The following is a 14,728-nucleotide window of genomic DNA, read 5'->3' as shown; positions in this document are numbered from 1 at the left end:
AAGCATGCCCGAGCCTCAGGGTAGATGAAACACACCGCTGGCGCTGGCCACCAGGCGCTCGCCGCTGTGCAGCCGGGCCGAGGCGAAGGCCATGCGCTGGCCGAGCTTGTCGACCCGGGTATGCACCTCCAGCCAATCGCCGACCCGCGCGACGCCGCAGAAGTCCAGGCGCAGGCCGACGGTCACCATCGGCTGCGGCGGCTCGCGGGAAAACGCCATGGCGTAGCCGAGGCCGACGTCGGCCAGGGTCGAGAGCAGGCCGCCGTGGGCGCTGCCGCCGTGATTGCAGTGCTTCTCTTCGATGCGCAGCGCCACCACCAGTTGGCGCTGCGCATCGCGCCGGCAGAAGAAGGGGCCGAGCAGGTCGAGCAACGGGCTGCTGCGGAACAATGGCTGGAATCCTTCGGGGACGTTCATGGCGGGCTCGCCCAGGTTTTATATAGACTGGTCTAGATAAGATAGTCCCGAACGACATCCTCGCCAGCCACGTACGGGTCTTATCCGCTCGCTGAATGGGCGTGCATAAAGAGGGCGCCGAGGCGCCCCTGGCCGCTTCAGCGACTCATCGGCCCGCGGACCGGCTGCTCGCGCCCATGACTGGTGGCGCTCAACGGCGCGCCGGCCTCGCCCAGCACCTTGCGCTGTTCGGCCACCGGCGTCTGCGCGCTGGCGTTCTCGAAACGCGCCAGGCGCTGGAACACCGGCAGGGCGAAGGCGTCGGCCAGCAGGCGCGCCAGGCGCGGCCAGCGCTCGCCGTCGACCTGATAGCGCGCCAGTTGGGCATTGCGGAACAGGCAGGCGATGGCGACATCGGCGATGGACAGCTCGCCGAGCAGCCAGCCCCGCTCCGGCGTCCGCCCTTCCAGGTAGGCGCAGACCGAAGGCAGGTCCTCGTCGTAGGTGCGCTGCAGGACCGCCTGGTCAGGCTCGCGCTTCCAGATCCCGCGATTGATCACCTGCTGGTGGAACAACTGCCAGATGATCACCTGGCCCAGCCGCGAATCGGCGTACTCCTCCAGCCAGCGGGCCTGGGCGCGCTGGCCGAGATCGACGGGATACAGGCTCGGCTGCGGATAGCGCTCTTCCAGGTACTGGCAGATCACGCTGGAATCGTTGAGGACGAAGTCGCCGTCCACCAGCACCGGTATCTGCCGCAACGGACTGAGGCGCTCGAAGGCCTCGTCGCCGAAGAACGGCACGATGGGGTCGATGCGGTAGGCGACGCCTTTCAGCTCCAGCAGCACCAGTACCTTGCGCACATAGGGGGATAGATAGGAACCGATGATCAGCAAAGGTTCGGCCACGACGAGACTCCTGTTCTTGTTATCGGAACGCCGATCCTCCGGCAAACCACCGGGGCGACTCAAGTGGCTTCCCGACGGACGCCAATTGCAGGGATAGTCGCACTTTGCGATCATTTGCGAATAATTCTCGTTTTTCCATTCGATCCCGTTACGGGATGGGGAGCGTCCGTGGCGGCGGGTGAAGTCAGCAACAGCGAATTCGTGGGTAGCCTGTACCGGGACCACCGCGGCTGGCTGCTCGCCTGGCTGAACCGCAACCTCGGCTGCCGCCAGCGCGCCGAAGACCTCAGCCAGGACACCTTCGTCCGCCTCCTCGGCCGCCCGGAGCTGCCCGGCCTGCGCGAACCGCGTGCGTTCCTGGCGAAGGTGGCGCGCGGCCTGCTGATCGACCACTTCCGCCGCGCCGCCCTGGAGCAGGCCTATCTCGCCGAACTGGCGCTGGTTCCGGAAGCGGAGCAGCCTTCGGCCGAAGAGCGGTACCTGATCCTCGAGGACCTGCGCGAGATCGACCGCCTGCTCGGCACGCTGTCGCTGAAGGCGCGCAGCGCGTTCCTCTACAACCGCCTGGACGGCATGCCACACGCCGAGATCGCCGAGCGTCTCGGGGTCTCGGTGCCGCGCGTGCGCCAGTACCTGGCCCAGGGCCTGCGCCAGTGCTACATCGCCCTCTACGGGGAACCGCGATGAACCCCGACGAGCGCCAGACAGCAGTGCACGCGCGGGTGCTCGACGAAGCCATCGCCTGGCAGTTGCTGCTCGATTCCGGCGAGGCTCATCCCGACGACCACCGCGCCTTCCACCGCTGGTACGCGGCGCATCCCGAACACGAACGCGCCTGGGAACAGCTCGGCGGCCTCGACCGGCACCTGGCGAGAGCCGCCAACGGGCCGGCGCGCAACGCCCTGCTGTCCGGCAACGCACGCTTCAAGCGGCGCCTGCGCCGGCTCGGCGGCAGCGCCCTGGGACTGCTGCTGGCGCTGGGCGTCGGGCTCGGCGTGGCCAACCGCTACGTCCCGGTCCGCTACCTGCTGGCCGACGCCTACAGCGCCACCGGCGAGCAGCGCGAGCTGACCCTCCCCGACGCCACCCATGTGCGCCTGAACAGCCGCAGCGCCATCGATGTCCGCTTCGACGGCGAACGCCGCCAGGTCGTGCTGCTGGCCGGCGAGATCCTGGTGGAAACCGCCCATGGCGACCCGCGCCCCTTCGTGGTCAGCAGCGCCGACGGCGACATGCGCGCCCTCGGCACGCGCTTCCTGGTCCGTCGCGAGGAGCCCGGTACGCGCCTCACCGTATTGCAGTCGGCGGTGGCCGCGCGCGCGGAAACGCTCAGCGAAGAACGTGTGATCAAGGAAGGCCAGCAGGTGCTGATCCTGCCGCAAGGCCTGCAGGCCAGCGCAGCGGCTCCGGCCCTGGCCGGCGCCTGGGCGCAGGGCATGCTGGTGGTGGAGAACGCCCGGCTGGCCGACCTGGTGGCGGAACTGGGGCGCTACTCGCCGGCACTGCTGCGGGTCGACCCGAGCATCGCCGACCTGCGCGTCACCGGCAGTTTCCCGCTGAAGGACACCCGCCTCGCCCTCCAGGCCCTGGAGCCGAGCCTGCCGGTACGCAGCGTGAGGCACAACGCCTGGTGGTTCGAAGTGGTGCCACGCTGAACCGAACGGGTCGCGAAAAATTTTTTCCGCCGGCCCTATCACTTTTTCCGACTCGTCCGGCAAGGAGGCATTGAGACTCGTTTCCATCCAGGAGCCCCGCACATGCCCCGCCCGACGTTCCGTCCCGGCCTGCTCGCCATCGCCATCGCCCTTGCCGTTCCCGCACCGTTCCTCCACGCCGCCCCGGCCGAACAGGCCAGCGTGCGCGACTACCGCATCGCCGCCGGGCCGCTGGCGGGCACCCTGAACCGCATCGCGGCCCAGGCCGGCCTGGTCCTCACCCTGGACCCGGCGCTCGCCGAAGGACGCAGCGCCCACGCCGTGCAAGGTCGCTTCGACGCGCCCGGCGCATTGCGCGAAGCGCTCAGGGGCAGCGGCCTGGAGCTGGTGGAAAACGCCGGCGGCACCTACAGCCTGCGCAAGGTGCCGGAAGACACGCTGTCGTTGCAGGCGATGACGGTCAGCGGCGCCGAGGAAGACCCACTGGGGCCGACCAGCGGCTACGTGGCCAAGCGCAGCATGACCGGGACCAAGACCGATACGCCGATCCTCGAAACCCCGCGCTCGATCTCGGTGGCGACCCGCCAGCAGATGACCGACCGCGCCGTGCACAACCTCGACGACGCGGTGCGCTACATGCCCGGCGTCGTCGCCAGCAGCTTCGGCAGCGACACCCGCTCCGACTGGTTGAAGGTACGCGGCTTCAAGCCGACCCAGTTCCTCGACGGCCTGCCGATGGCGGTCGGTGTCTACAACAACCCGAAGCTGGAAACCTGGAACCTGGAGCGTGTCGCCCTGTTGCGCGGCCCGGCCTCCTCGGTCTACGGCCAGACCCCGCCGGGCGGCATGCTCGACATGGTCAGCCTGCGTCCGCAGAACGTCGCCAGTCACGAGGTGAAGGCCGAGGTCGGCAACTACAACCACAAGCAGGTCAGCTTCGACAGCACCGGCCCGCTCGACGACGAGGGACGCTTTCTCTACCGCGTCTCCGGGGTGGTGCGCGACAGCAACACCCAGGTCGATCATATCGACGACAAGCGCTACAACATCGCCCCGAGCCTGACCTGGAACATCGACGACGACACCCGGCTGACCTTCCTCGGCCAGTTCAACCGCGACGATACCGGCATCACCAGCCAGTTCCTGCCGCTGCGCGGGACCAAGTACGACGCGCCGTTCGGCAAGGTTTCCCACCACAAGAACCTCGGCGATCCGGACTGGGAATACTACGACCGCACCTACTACTGGCTGGGCTACGCCTTCGAGCGGCGGATCAACGACGTCTGGCAGTTCCGCCAGAACCTGCGCTACCTGCGCAACGACCTGTCGTTCCAGGCGCTGACCCCAGCCGGTTATTACGCTGCCGCCAGCGACGACGGTACCCTGCAGCGCACCAGCACATCAGTGGACGAGGACGTCAGCCAGTTCGTGGTGGACAACAACTTCCAGGCCGACTTCGACACCGGCGCGCTGCGCCACACCCTGCTGCTGGGCCTGGACCATAACAGGACCACCAACGAATACACCTCGATCTTCGGCTTCGAGGTACCGCCGACCAACATCAACAATCCGATCTACGGCCAGCCGATTCCCAAGCCGCCGCGTTCCGATGCGTACTACGACTACAAGCAGAAGACCTACCAGACCGGCCTCTACATCCAGGACCAGATCGCCCTCGACAACTGGCGCCTGACCCTCGGCGGGCGCGAAGACTGGGTGCACACCGGCGCCACCTTCTACAACAAGGGCGACGCCACCAATACCAGCCGCGACAAGAAGTTCAGCGGCAACGCGGCGCTCAGCTACATCTTCGACAATGGCGTGGCGCCCTACATCTCCTACGCCGAGTCGTTCCAGCCCACCACTGGCGCCGATATGAACAGCACCAGTTCGCTGAAGCCGACCGAAGGCAAGCAATGGGAAATCGGCGTGAAGTACCAGCCGGTGGGCTCCGACTCGCTGTTCACCGCCGCGGTCTATGACCTGCGCCAGGAGAACGTCAGCGTGTCGCAGAACATAGGCGGCACGCCGGTCACTTCGCAGACGGGCGAAGTGAAGGTCTCCGGGATTGAGCTGGAAGCCACCAGCAACGTCACCGAAAACCTGAAGATGATCGGCGCCTATAGCTACACCGACACCGAAGTGAAAAAAGGCCAGTACGCAGGCAACCGCCTGCAACAGGCGCCGCGCAACCAGGCCTCGCTATGGGCCGACTACACCTGGCACGAGGGTGCGCTCAACGGTTTCAGCGTAGGTGCCGGCGCCCGCTACGTAGGCTCGACCTACGGCGACCAGGCCAACACCTACGACGGCTACGCCGGCTCGTACACCCTGTACGACGCCGCCGTGCGCTACGACCTGGGCCAATTGAACGGCAGCCTGAAAGGCGTCAGCGTGGCGGTCAATGCCAACAATCTGTTCAACAAGGATTACCTGGCGTCCTGCGACGGCTACTACTGCTACTACGGCGACCAGCGCAGCGTGGTGGGCAGCGTCAGCTACAAGTGGTGAGCGACGCGTCACGGGTGTGCAACGGCGGATAACCGCTTCGCGGTTACTCGCCCTGCCGCAGAACGTACCTTCCGGGCACCGGATGCCCTCCTCCCGCCTGAGGGAGAGGGCCGGGATATCGGCAGCCGGCGCAATGGGGAGGACCCTGCATTCCGGGCGCCGGAGATCATCGTTCACCCCGCGATCCGACCCCACAGCGCGCTGGCGTCGTCGTGGATCTTGAAACGCGGGAACGCCAGGGCCTGGTCGTCGCCCTGTTCGATCTCGCGCAACTCGTCGAGCAGGGCGCTCACTCCGACGTCCTCGAGGCGCCGCAGCAACTGCTCGTCGGTATAGCGGCGGAAAGGCTCGACCAGCCGGTCGAAGCCGTCGGTCATCAGCACGAAAGAGCGCAACGCGGCGAGCGGCAGGGTCTCGCGCTGCACCTGGCCGAGCCAGCGATCGCTTATGTCCAGCGCCCAGTAGCCCTCGGGCTTGTTCATCAGCTGGCGGTTCTGCCGCACGCGCGGGCGGCTGGCCTTGAACAGTTCGGCGTGGTCCCACTGCGGGTGCTCCTCGCGCATCCGGCAGAAATGCGCCAGCGATTGCCGGTCCAGTTCGTGCAGGGCCGATTCGCCGAAGCTGCGCACCTGGCCGTCGGCGCCTTCGACGAGGATCCGGCTGTCGCCGATGTTGAGCAGTTCGACCTCGCCGCCGCGAATCCGCAGCAGGCTCAGGCAGGCCGCCGGCATGTCTTCGAGGTCGTGCCAGTCGCGGCCGCTCTGCGCGCGGAAGTCGCCCTGGATATCGTTGAGCAGGCGCCGCAGCAGGGTCTCGCTGGATTGCTCGGGCTCGACTTCCAGCAGCAACCGCAGGTGCCGGTCCACCGCCTGGGCCAGCCAGCGCGCGTCGCTTTCCACGCCCAGCACGCTGCGGCCGATGCTGGTGGCACCGTCGATCACCCAGGCGGCCTGCGCCGTGCAACCCAGCGCATCGTCGTTCACCGCGCCCCCGCGCGGCATTCCGCCCCGAGTATTTCCACTGTGGGCATTCGCAGTTCCTCCTATGCTCAATGGCTTGCCAGAATAGCAAGACAGGGCCTTTCCACGTCCCGCCCGTCGTTCGAGGAGAATTGCATGCGTTGCCTGTCATCCCCGTTGCTGGGCCTGCTTGTCGGCCTGTCGCTGAATGGCGCCGCCCTGGCGGGCGAGCAGTATTACCCGCTGGACAAGGGCTCCGCGCCCTACGCGGTCGCGCCCACCGCCCAGGGACCGGTATGGTTCGGCGCCGCCGGCGGGCACGCACTGGGCCGGCTCGATCCGACCAGCGGCGCGAGCGTGCAGGTGCCGCTCGGCGAAGGCGCGCGGCCGCGAGCCATCGTCAGCGACGAGAGCGGCAACGCCTGGGTGCTCGACAGCGGCCTCGACGCCATCCTCCGCGTCGGCGGCGAGCGCCTCGGCAGCGAGCGCTTCGCGCTGCCGGCCAAGGCCGCGCCGGTCGGGCTGGAGGCCGCCGCGTTCGACGACGACGGACGGCTCTGGTTCACCGGCAGCCGTGGTTTCCATGGCCGCCTGGATCCGCAGCGGCGCGTGGTGGAAGTCTGGCCGGCGCCCCAGGGCAAGGCGGCGAGCGGCATCTGCGTCACCCCGGACGGCGAGGTCTGGTACGCACAGGACGACGCGCTGGTGCATGTCGATCCGCTCGACGGCAGCGCCGAGCGGTTGCCCGCGCCTGAAGGCACGAAGGCCCTGCGCGGCCTCGGCGCCGACTCCGTCGGCAGGCTCTGGGCCAGCGACAGCGGCGGCGCCCGGCTGTACCGCTACGATCCCAGCGATGCCTCGTGGCAGAGCTGGCCGCTGCCGGACAGCCAGGCCCGCCCGGACAGCCTGCGGGTCGACGCCATGGACCGGGTCTGGCTGCACGACGCCGCCAGCGGCGCGCTCTTGCGTTTCGACAGCGAGCAGGCAACATTCCGCGTCCTGCCCAGCGACCGGCCGGCGCCCGGCAACGCCCTGCTCGGCGGGCGGCCCGGCGAGACCTGGAGCGCCGAGCCCGCCACCGATCGTCTTCGCGTCGTCCGCGATTGATCCATCCAAGGAGCCCGCATGAACGCCACCCATACGCTGTTCTACGCCGCCGCCTCGCCCTTCGTGCGCAAGGTCCTGGTCCTGCTCCACGAGACCGGCCAACGCGAGCGCGTGGCCCTCGAGGAAGCCATGCCGACGCCGGTCGCGCCCATCCGGCAGCTCAACGCCAGCAACCCGGCCGGCAAGATCCCCGCCCTGCGCCTGCCGGACGGCCAGGTGCTGCACGACAGCCGGGTGATCTGCGACTACTTCGACCAGCAGCACGTCGGCGAACCGCTGATTCCCCGCGAAGGCAGCGCCCGCTGGCGGCGCCTGACCATCGCCTCGCTGGCGGACGCCATCCTCGACGCGGCGGTGCTGGCCCGCTACGAAGCCTTCGTCCGCCCCGAGGAAAAGCGCTGGGACGCCTGGCTCGACGCACAACGGGAAAAGATCGCGCGTTCCCTGGCCTGGCTGGAGAGCGACTGCATCGCCGAACTGCGGGCGCGCTTCGACATCGCCGCCATCGGCGTCGCCTGCGCCCTGGGCTATCTCGACCTGCGCCAGCCGGAGTGGAACTGGCGCGGCCACTATCCGCAGTTGGCCGCCTGGTTCGCCGAGGTCAGCCAGCGCCCGTCGATGCAGGCGACCCGCGCCTGACCCCGGGGCCCGCCGACGCCTGCTGCCGCCGCAGGAGCTCGGCGCGTTGCAGCCAGGCCGCCGAGGGGCCGGGGAACAGCAGGCCGATCCGCGCCGCCAGGCGCTCGCCGTCGCGGCGGTCGTCGCGCAGGCCGACATAGCCGTTCATTTCCAGCACACCAGGCGGAACAGCAGCAGGCCCAGCAGCAGAGCGCTCTGCCCCAGTCCCATGCAGAGTTCGAGGAAGGAGCGCACATGGGGGTTGCCGGCGGCGTCCTCGATGCCGCTGAGGCCTTCCCAGAATCCGCCCGGCATCAGCACCAGCATGGCGTGGGCCAGGGGCTTGCCGCTGGCGATCCAGTACTCGATCAGGCCGAACTTGCCGAAGAACAGCAGGAAGATCAGGATCACGCCGCTGACCAGCAGGCCGAGGGCGGCGCAGAGGGTGAACTCGAAGAACAGGCGCATGGTTTTCCTCCTTGGAAATCGGCGGCGGCCGGTGCCGCCGCCCTCGTCGTCAGGCCTTGGCGGGTACGGCCGGGAGGTCCTTGCGACCGACGCCGTACCAGTCCAGCCTGCGGGTCAGCACCATCACCGCGGCGAGCACCGCGAACAGCAGCAGCGAGCCCATCAACAAGGCGTAGTCCTCGGCGCTGAGCAGGCCGTAGAGCAGCCCGTACAGCCCGGCCAGGCCGGCGCTGAAGCCCAGGCCACGGGTCACGCTGCGCAGGACGAAGCACAGGTAGAAGCCGATCAGGCCGACGCAGGCCCCGGCGGAGGCCAGGTAGGCCAGCTCGAAGCCGACGTGCTCGGCCAGCGATAGCAGCAGCAGGTAGAAGAACGCCAGCGCCAGGCCGACCAGCGCGTACTGGATCGGGTGCACCGCCAGGCGCTTGAGCACCTCGAAGAGGAAGAAGCCGGCGAAGGTCAGGGTGATGAACAGCAACGCATACTTGATCGCCCGGTCGGCCTTCAGGTACTGGTCCACCGGGTCGACCAGGCCGACGCCGAAGGCGCGCGCCTGGAAGCCGTCGCAGCGCTGCTCCTGCACGCAACTGCGCAGCGCCTCTTCCATGTTGGTGGCGAAGAAACTGGTCTGCCAGCGCGCGGTGAAGCCCTCGGCGGTGATCTCCCGCTCGCTGGGCAGGAATTCGCCGCCGAAGCTCGGGTGTGGCCAGTCGGCCTTGAGGATGACCTGGCTGTCGCGCCCCACCGGCACGATGTCCAGCCGCTCGCTGCCCAGCAGGGTCAGGTCGAAGGCGTACTCCAGGCGCTGCGCCTGGCGCCCGTCGACGCCTTGCAGCGGTGCGTGCACGCCGCTGCCGAGCAGGCCGACCCGGCTGCCCGGCTCGAAGTCGACGCCGGCGCCGTTGAGGGAAAGCCGCAGGGCGTTCTCGATGCCGCGGATGTCGCTGATGCCCATCGCCAGGAACGGCGTCTCGAACTGGTAGTCCTCCAGGTCCTCCTCGATGCCGTAGTGCGCCGGCACCTGGAAGTAGCCGCCGACCTTGTTGTCGACGTGGTACAGGCGCGCCTGGTAGATCCCGCGGTAGCGCAGCTCGGTGCGCATCTGGCCGTCGAGGGCGAAGCGATCGGGCAGGAAGTACAGCTCGCCACGCTGTTCGCGCTCCTGCAGGACGCGCTTCTGGGTCTTCTCCTCGGTGACCCATTCGCGCACCGTCCTGCGGTAGGGCACCACCAGCAGCGGCCCGGTGAGGCGCTGGCTGTAGCTGGAGCTGCGGGCGATGTCCTGCAGCACGCCGTCGCGGGCCTCCTGGCGATCGCGGATCAGGCCGTCGATCATCAGCAGGGGGATCAGCAACAGCAGGATGAGCAGGGCGATGGCGCCAAGCTTGTAGGCCAGCGTGCGGTTCATGGGGACTCTCCGTCAGGGTGATGGCGGAGAGTCTGCGACGCGCTCGTGGGATGCCGCGGGGCGTCGTGTGGAGAATCGATGGAGTTTGTGTGGAGCCGCTTCAGCCGCGCGGCAGCCAGAGCAGCGCCTCGACGCCGTCCTCATGGTTGCCGACCTGCAGCCGGCCGCCATGCAGTTGCGCCACCTCGGCGACGAAATTCAGTCCCAGCCCGGTGCTCTTGCGCCCGCTGGCCGGGCGCGGCAGCGAGTAGAAGCGCTCGGTGAGGCGCGCCAGGGCATAGTCGGGAATCGCCGGGCCCTGGTTGAACAGGCGCAGGGCGACACCCTTGCCGTCGACCTCGGCGCTGAGGCGGAGGCGACCGCCGGGCGGGGTGAAGTCGAGGGCGTTGTCGAGCAGGTTGGCCAGCGCCTGGCGCACCAGGAACCGCTCGCCGCGTATCGCGCAAGGACCGTCGAGGCGCTTCTCCACCGTCAGGCCCTGGCGCTGGATGCGCGCCGCCTGGCCTTCGAGCAAGGCCTCGGCGACCTCCCTCAGGTCGACCGGGCCGACCTCCTCCAGCCCCTGTCGCTGTTCCACCTGGGCCAGGCTCAGCAGGCGCTCGATCAACTGCTGCAGGCGCTCGCTCTCGCCGGCGATATTGGCGACGAAACGCGCCCGCTGCTCGGCCGGCATCTCGCCGTCGAGCAGCTCGGCGGCGCCGCGGATCGCCGCCAGCGGGCTCTTCAGTTCGTGGGTCAGGGTATGCACGTAGCGCTCGACATAGTCCTTGCCTTCCAGTTGGGTGCGCATGCGTTCCACCGCGCCCGCCAACTGCGCCATCTCGCCACCGCGATAGCGCGGCAGTTCGGCGCGGCGCCCCTCGCTGATCGCCTGGGCGTAGCGGGTCAGGCGCCGCAGCGCGCCGCTGAGCCACCAGGAGAGCAGGCCGCCGACCAGCAGGCCGAGGGCGATCAGGCCGGCGCCGAGCCAGGCCAGGCGCCGCTGCGAACGGTCGATGTAGGGTTGCAGGCTGCTGTTCGGCTTGGCCACCGAAACCACCCCGATGATCTTCCCGGCATCCTTGATCGGCGCGGCCACGTACATCACCGAGGAGTCCGGATCGTCCGGGTCTTCGCGACTGGAGCGCGCGCCGTACTGGCCACGCAGGGTCCGGTAGACGTCGTTCCAGCGCGAGTAGTCCTGGCCGACGGCGATCCCGGTGGAATCCAGCAGCACCTTGCCGCTGGCATCGGTGACATAGATGCGATGGTTCACCGCCTCCTTGCGCAACCCCCAGATGTCCGCCTGCGGCACCCGCTTGCCGTAGTCCTCGAGCATCTCCGGCAGGTCGCTCTGTGCCAGGGTGCCGTTCTTCACGTCCTGGCGGAGGATCTCGGCGAGCAGGTTGGCGGTGTCCACCAGGGTTTCCTCGGTGGACTGGCGCACCCCGGGGCGCACCTCGTCCATCACCGTGCTCAGCACGAAGTAGCCGGTGAGACCGACGAACAGGAAGTAGACCAGAAAGATCCGTACGCCGAGCGGCATCAGGCGTGGTCCGGGCTGTAGCTGTAGCCCAGGCCGCGATGGGTCTGGATCGCCTCGCCACGCGCGTTCACCTGGCGCAGCTTGGCGCGCAGGCTCTTGATGTGGCTGTCGATGTTGCGCTCGTAGCCGGCCTCGCTGGCGACGCCGAGGGCGTCGAGCAACTGCTCGCGGCTGAATACCCGCTCGGGCTGCCCGAGCAGCGTCTGCAGCAGGCGGAACTCATGACGGGTGAGGTTGAGCGGGGCGCCGTGGTAGTGGATGCGGACGCGCTCCGCGTCGACCTGGAACGGTCCGTGCAAGGCAGCCTCTTCCAGCGGCGCCGGGCGCGGCGCCATGCGCTTGAGGATGGCCTTGACCCGCGCCGCCACCTCGCGCGGGCTGAACGGCTTGACCACGTAGTCGTCGGCGCCGATCTCCAGGCCCACCACCCGGTCGATCTCGGCGTCGCGGGCGGTGAGGAAGATCACCGGTACCTCGGAGAACCGCCGCAGGCGCTTGCAGGCCTCGAAGCCGCTGATGTCCGGCAGGCCGACGTCGAGGATCAGCAGGTCCGCCGGCTGGCGCTCCTGCAACGCCAGCGCCTCGCCGGCGAGAGGCACCCAGGTGGTGGCGAAACCCTCGGCCTGCAGGGCGTAGAGCAGGGTGTCGGCAATCGCGGCTTCATCTTCGACGATCAGGATATGCGGCATGGCGTGACGGCGGCTGACGGGAATGCCGGAACGGTGCCGCAAGCCGGCGTGCGCGTCAATCGCGCCGCCGGTCGCGGGGCAGGCTTACTTGCAGGCGGGCTTGCCGGCGACGAAGCGCTCGGCGGGATCGACCGCCACGTGGAACTTGCGCAGGCCCTTGGTACCCATCAGGAACGGATAGTTGAAGGCGCTGCGGTCGGTGAGGTTGACCTCGATGGTCTTCATCTCGCCGCCCAGGCAGACCTGCAGGTCGATCACCGGGCGCTCGCTCAGGCGGTCCTCGTCCTCGTCCTCGCCGCTGCGGTTGTCGGCGCGGTTCTTGATCTTGCCGATGCGCGCCAGCTTGTGCTCGAACACCGAGCCGTCGGCCTCCTTGGTGGCCAGGCGGAAGCGCACCCATTCCTCGCCGTCGCGCTGGAACAGCTCGATGTCCTTTGCCGACAGCGAGGAGGTATAGGCGCCGGTGTCCATCTTCGCCTGCAGGGTACGATCCAGCTCCGGCAGCGAGACCCATTCGTAGCGGCCGTAGAGGTTGGGTTCGGCGGCGAGGACCGGCAGGGCGAACAGCGAGAGCAAGGCAAGGACACGCTTCACGCGGGCATCTCCTGAAGTGATACGAGGTCCACATAGGACTAGCACGGTGCGGTTTCGTTCGCCACGCCGGCGGCTTGGGCGGCACGGCGCTGATGCGTATGATGGGCCGCGTCGACCCACACCCAGGACAGGGAAACCAACCATGCGGGAACTGTTGACCGGCCTGACCAGCAGCCTTCTGCTGCTTCTCAACACGCTGATCCTGATCGGCCCGATGATGCTGATCGCTCTGCTCAAGCTGGTGCTCCCCGGCCAGCGCCTGAAGGACCTCTGCTCCAGGGGCGTGATGTGGATCGCCGAGACCTGGGCGGAGATCGACAAGTGGATCTTCGCCACCTGCACGCCGACGGTCTGGGACGTGCGCGGCGCCGCCGACCTGCGCCAGGACACCTCCTACCTGGTGGTGAGCAACCACCAGTCGTGGGTGGACATCCCCGCGTTGATCCAGGTGTTCAACCGGCGCACCCCGTACTTCAAGTTCTTCCTCAAGAAGGAGCTGATCTGGGTGCCCTTCCTCGGCCTGGCCTGGTGGGCGCTGGAGTATCCGTTCATGAAGCGCTATTCCAAGGCCTTCCTGGAGAAGCACCCGGAACTCAAGGGCAAGGACCTGGAGATCACCAAGGCCGCCTGCGAGAAGTTCAAGCGCATCCCGGTGACCGTGGTGAACTACCTGGAAGGCACGCGCTTCAGCGAGCAGAAGAAGGCCCGGCAACAGTCGCCCTATCGCCACCTGCTCAAGCCCAAGGCCGGCGGGGTGGCCTTCGTCCTCGCCGCGCTGGGCGAGCAGCTGGACGCCCTGCTCGACGTCACCGTGGTCTACCCGAGCGACAAGGTGCCGGGCTTCTGGGACCTGCTCTGCGGACGGGTGCCGAAGGTGATCGTCGACATCCAGACCCGGCCGATCGATCCCGCCCTTTGGCAGGGCGACTACGAGAACGACCCGGTGTTCCGCCAGTACGTGCAGGAATGGGTCTCGCGCATGTGGGAAGAAAAGGACGAACGCATCGCGCGCCTGCGGCAACTGCGCTGAAGTACCGGCCGAACGCCTCGCCGGAATGCCCCCGTTTCTACGGAGCCACGGCGGATAACGCCGGGGGCGTTATTCGCCCTATCGGTGCGGGGCAACGAATATCCAGGCGTCGCACCCACCTCGTAGGGCGAATAACCGCAACGCGGTTATCCGCCGATCCGCTGGCGACCCCCGGCGCAAATGAAAAAGCCCGGGCGGATGCCCGGGCTTCCCGTCGGTGGCGGCAGATCAGAGCAGCGACGAGCCGCCCGCCTTGCTCACCCCCCAGAGGTTGCTCAGGCTGCCCAGCAGCTCGCTGTTGGCGCCCTGTTTGCCGAAATAGTCGACCAGCACCTGGGCGAATTTCTCGGTCATGCCGCTATCCATGCCCAGGGTATTGAAGGCCTTGTTGACGTCGCCCATGCTGTCGGCGTTGCCCAGCAGCGAACCGAGGCCCTTGTCGGTGCCGGCGTTCTTGCCAAGCATATTGCCGAGCCCGCCGAGGCCGGCCAGGGCATTGTTGCCGGACAGCTTGTCGAGGCCCGGGATGGTCTTCACCAGTTGCGAATAATCGTTGCCGGCCAGCTGGTTCTTGGCCAGCCCGAGCAGGGCGCCGGTACCGCCGACCGCCTGCTCCTGGCTGACCCCGAGCTGGCCGGTGAGTGCGCCGAGCAGGCCGCTGGTCTGCGGGGTGGTGGCTACCTGGGCGGAGTCGCCCTGGGTGGCCCCGGCGACCGCCTTCGCGGCGTCCCCGAGATTGAAGGCGAACGCGGAGGCGGCGCTGAGCAGCAGGGCCGCGGCCAGGGTAGCGTGGGTAGTGACGCGCATCGGCAATTCCTCATGAGATATCGAACGCCCCGGCCGCATTCGCGGGCCGGGGT

The 14,728-nt window shown here is 68.3% G+C and carries 15 protein-coding genes and 1 pseudogene; 6 read left to right on the top strand and 10 right to left on the bottom strand.

The features are described from left to right. Positions 1-15 precede the first annotated feature (15 nt). Complete coding sequence (locus B7D75_RS02400) at positions 16-417, bottom strand: PaaI family thioesterase (RefSeq protein ID WP_023442668.1); 402 nt, start codon at positions 415-417, stop codon at positions 16-18. Between the two features lie 137 nt (positions 418-554). Then, positions 555-1,304, bottom strand: a complete 750-nt coding sequence (locus tag B7D75_RS02395; RefSeq protein WP_033999595.1) for a glutathione S-transferase family protein — start codon at positions 1,302-1,304, stop codon at positions 555-557. A gap of 168 nt (positions 1,305-1,472) precedes the next feature. On the opposite strand from B7D75_RS02395, the gene B7D75_RS02390 reads away from it, so the two are divergent. The 3 genes from B7D75_RS02390 (at position 1,473) to fiuA (ending at position 5,470) form a co-directional block, all read left to right on the top strand. Then, positions 1,473-1,991 (top strand): RNA polymerase sigma factor, encoded by a 519-nt coding sequence (locus tag B7D75_RS02390; protein WP_012074052.1) that lies wholly within the window; start codon positions 1,473-1,475, stop codon positions 1,989-1,991. Continuing rightward, complete coding sequence (locus tag B7D75_RS02385) at positions 1,988-2,959, top strand: FecR domain-containing protein (protein ID WP_012074051.1); 972 nt, start codon at positions 1,988-1,990, stop codon at positions 2,957-2,959. The genes B7D75_RS02390 and B7D75_RS02385 overlap by 4 nt, the downstream gene beginning before the upstream one ends. A 102-nt stretch (positions 2,960-3,061) precedes the next feature. After that, positions 3,062-5,470 carry a TonB-dependent ferrichrome receptor FiuA gene (gene fiuA / locus B7D75_RS02380; RefSeq protein WP_043099005.1) on the top strand — a complete coding sequence of 803 codons (2,409 nt, stop codon included), beginning with the start codon at positions 3,062-3,064 and terminating at the stop codon, positions 5,468-5,470. A gap of 173 nt (positions 5,471-5,643) precedes the next feature. Here the strand turns inward: fiuA and B7D75_RS02370 are convergent. Continuing rightward, positions 5,644-6,500 (bottom strand): annotated as a pseudogene (locus B7D75_RS02370) (PP2C family serine/threonine-protein phosphatase). A gap of 85 nt (positions 6,501-6,585) precedes the next feature. On the opposite strand from B7D75_RS02370, the gene B7D75_RS02365 reads away from it, so the two are divergent. Next, a complete protein-coding gene (locus tag B7D75_RS02365; RefSeq protein WP_107113705.1) occupies positions 6,586-7,536 on the top strand; it encodes a Vgb family protein in 951 nt (316 codons plus the stop codon). A gap of 18 nt (positions 7,537-7,554) precedes the next feature. Beyond that, positions 7,555-8,175: a glutathione S-transferase family protein gene (locus B7D75_RS02360; protein ID WP_107113704.1), complete on the top strand. Its 621-nt coding sequence runs from the start codon at positions 7,555-7,557 to the stop codon at positions 8,173-8,175. Here the strand turns inward: B7D75_RS02360 and B7D75_RS02355 are convergent. From B7D75_RS02355 to rloA2, 6 genes are all read right to left on the bottom strand, one after another. Then, complete coding sequence (locus B7D75_RS02355) at positions 8,138-8,323, bottom strand: hypothetical protein (protein WP_107113703.1); 186 nt, start codon at positions 8,321-8,323, stop codon at positions 8,138-8,140. The genes B7D75_RS02360 and B7D75_RS02355 overlap by 38 nt on opposite strands. After that, the gene (locus B7D75_RS02350; protein WP_003154248.1) at positions 8,320-8,622 is read right to left on the bottom strand and encodes a hypothetical protein; all 303 of its coding nucleotides are present in this window, start codon (positions 8,620-8,622) and stop codon (positions 8,320-8,322) included. Before B7D75_RS02350 ends, B7D75_RS02355 begins: the two co-directional genes overlap by 4 nt. 49 nt (positions 8,623-8,671) lie before the next feature. Continuing rightward, a complete protein-coding gene (gene creD, locus B7D75_RS02345; RefSeq protein ID WP_012074045.1) occupies positions 8,672-10,030 on the bottom strand; it encodes a cell envelope integrity protein CreD in 1,359 nt (452 codons plus the stop codon). 100 nt (positions 10,031-10,130) lie between these two features. Continuing rightward, positions 10,131-11,555 (bottom strand): two-component system sensor histidine kinase CreC, encoded by a 1,425-nt coding sequence (gene creC / locus B7D75_RS02340; protein ID WP_012074044.1) that lies wholly within the window; start codon positions 11,553-11,555, stop codon positions 10,131-10,133. Continuing rightward, positions 11,555-12,244 (bottom strand): two-component system response regulator CreB, encoded by a 690-nt coding sequence (creB, locus tag B7D75_RS02335; protein ID WP_012074043.1) that lies wholly within the window; start codon positions 12,242-12,244, stop codon positions 11,555-11,557. Before creB ends, creC begins: the two co-directional genes overlap by 1 nt. Positions 12,245-12,328: 84 nt before the next feature. Continuing rightward, on the bottom strand, positions 12,329-12,838 hold the full coding sequence (gene rloA2, locus B7D75_RS02330; protein ID WP_003154670.1) for a retropepsin-like aspartic peptidase RloA2: 510 nt from the start codon (positions 12,836-12,838) through the stop codon (positions 12,329-12,331). Positions 12,839-12,980: 142 nt separating this feature from the next. Here rloA2 and B7D75_RS02325 point away from each other — a divergent pair, with 142 nt between their 5' ends. Beyond that, positions 12,981-13,868 (top strand): acyltransferase, encoded by an 888-nt coding sequence (locus tag B7D75_RS02325; protein WP_034080843.1) that lies wholly within the window; start codon positions 12,981-12,983, stop codon positions 13,866-13,868. Positions 13,869-14,096: 228 nt separating this feature from the next. Here the strand turns inward: B7D75_RS02325 and B7D75_RS02320 are convergent, their stop codons facing one another. Further along, positions 14,097-14,675 (bottom strand): DUF2780 domain-containing protein, encoded by a 579-nt coding sequence (locus tag B7D75_RS02320; protein ID WP_033999613.1) that lies wholly within the window; start codon positions 14,673-14,675, stop codon positions 14,097-14,099. Positions 14,676-14,728: the final 53 nt, after the last annotated feature.

This window comes from Pseudomonas paraeruginosa (assembly GCF_003025345.2).
Taxonomy (GTDB): domain Bacteria; phylum Pseudomonadota; class Gammaproteobacteria; order Pseudomonadales; family Pseudomonadaceae; genus Pseudomonas; species Pseudomonas paraeruginosa.
Note: the sequence above shows the minus strand (reverse complement) of the source record. Positions and strands in the feature narration are given on the sequence as shown.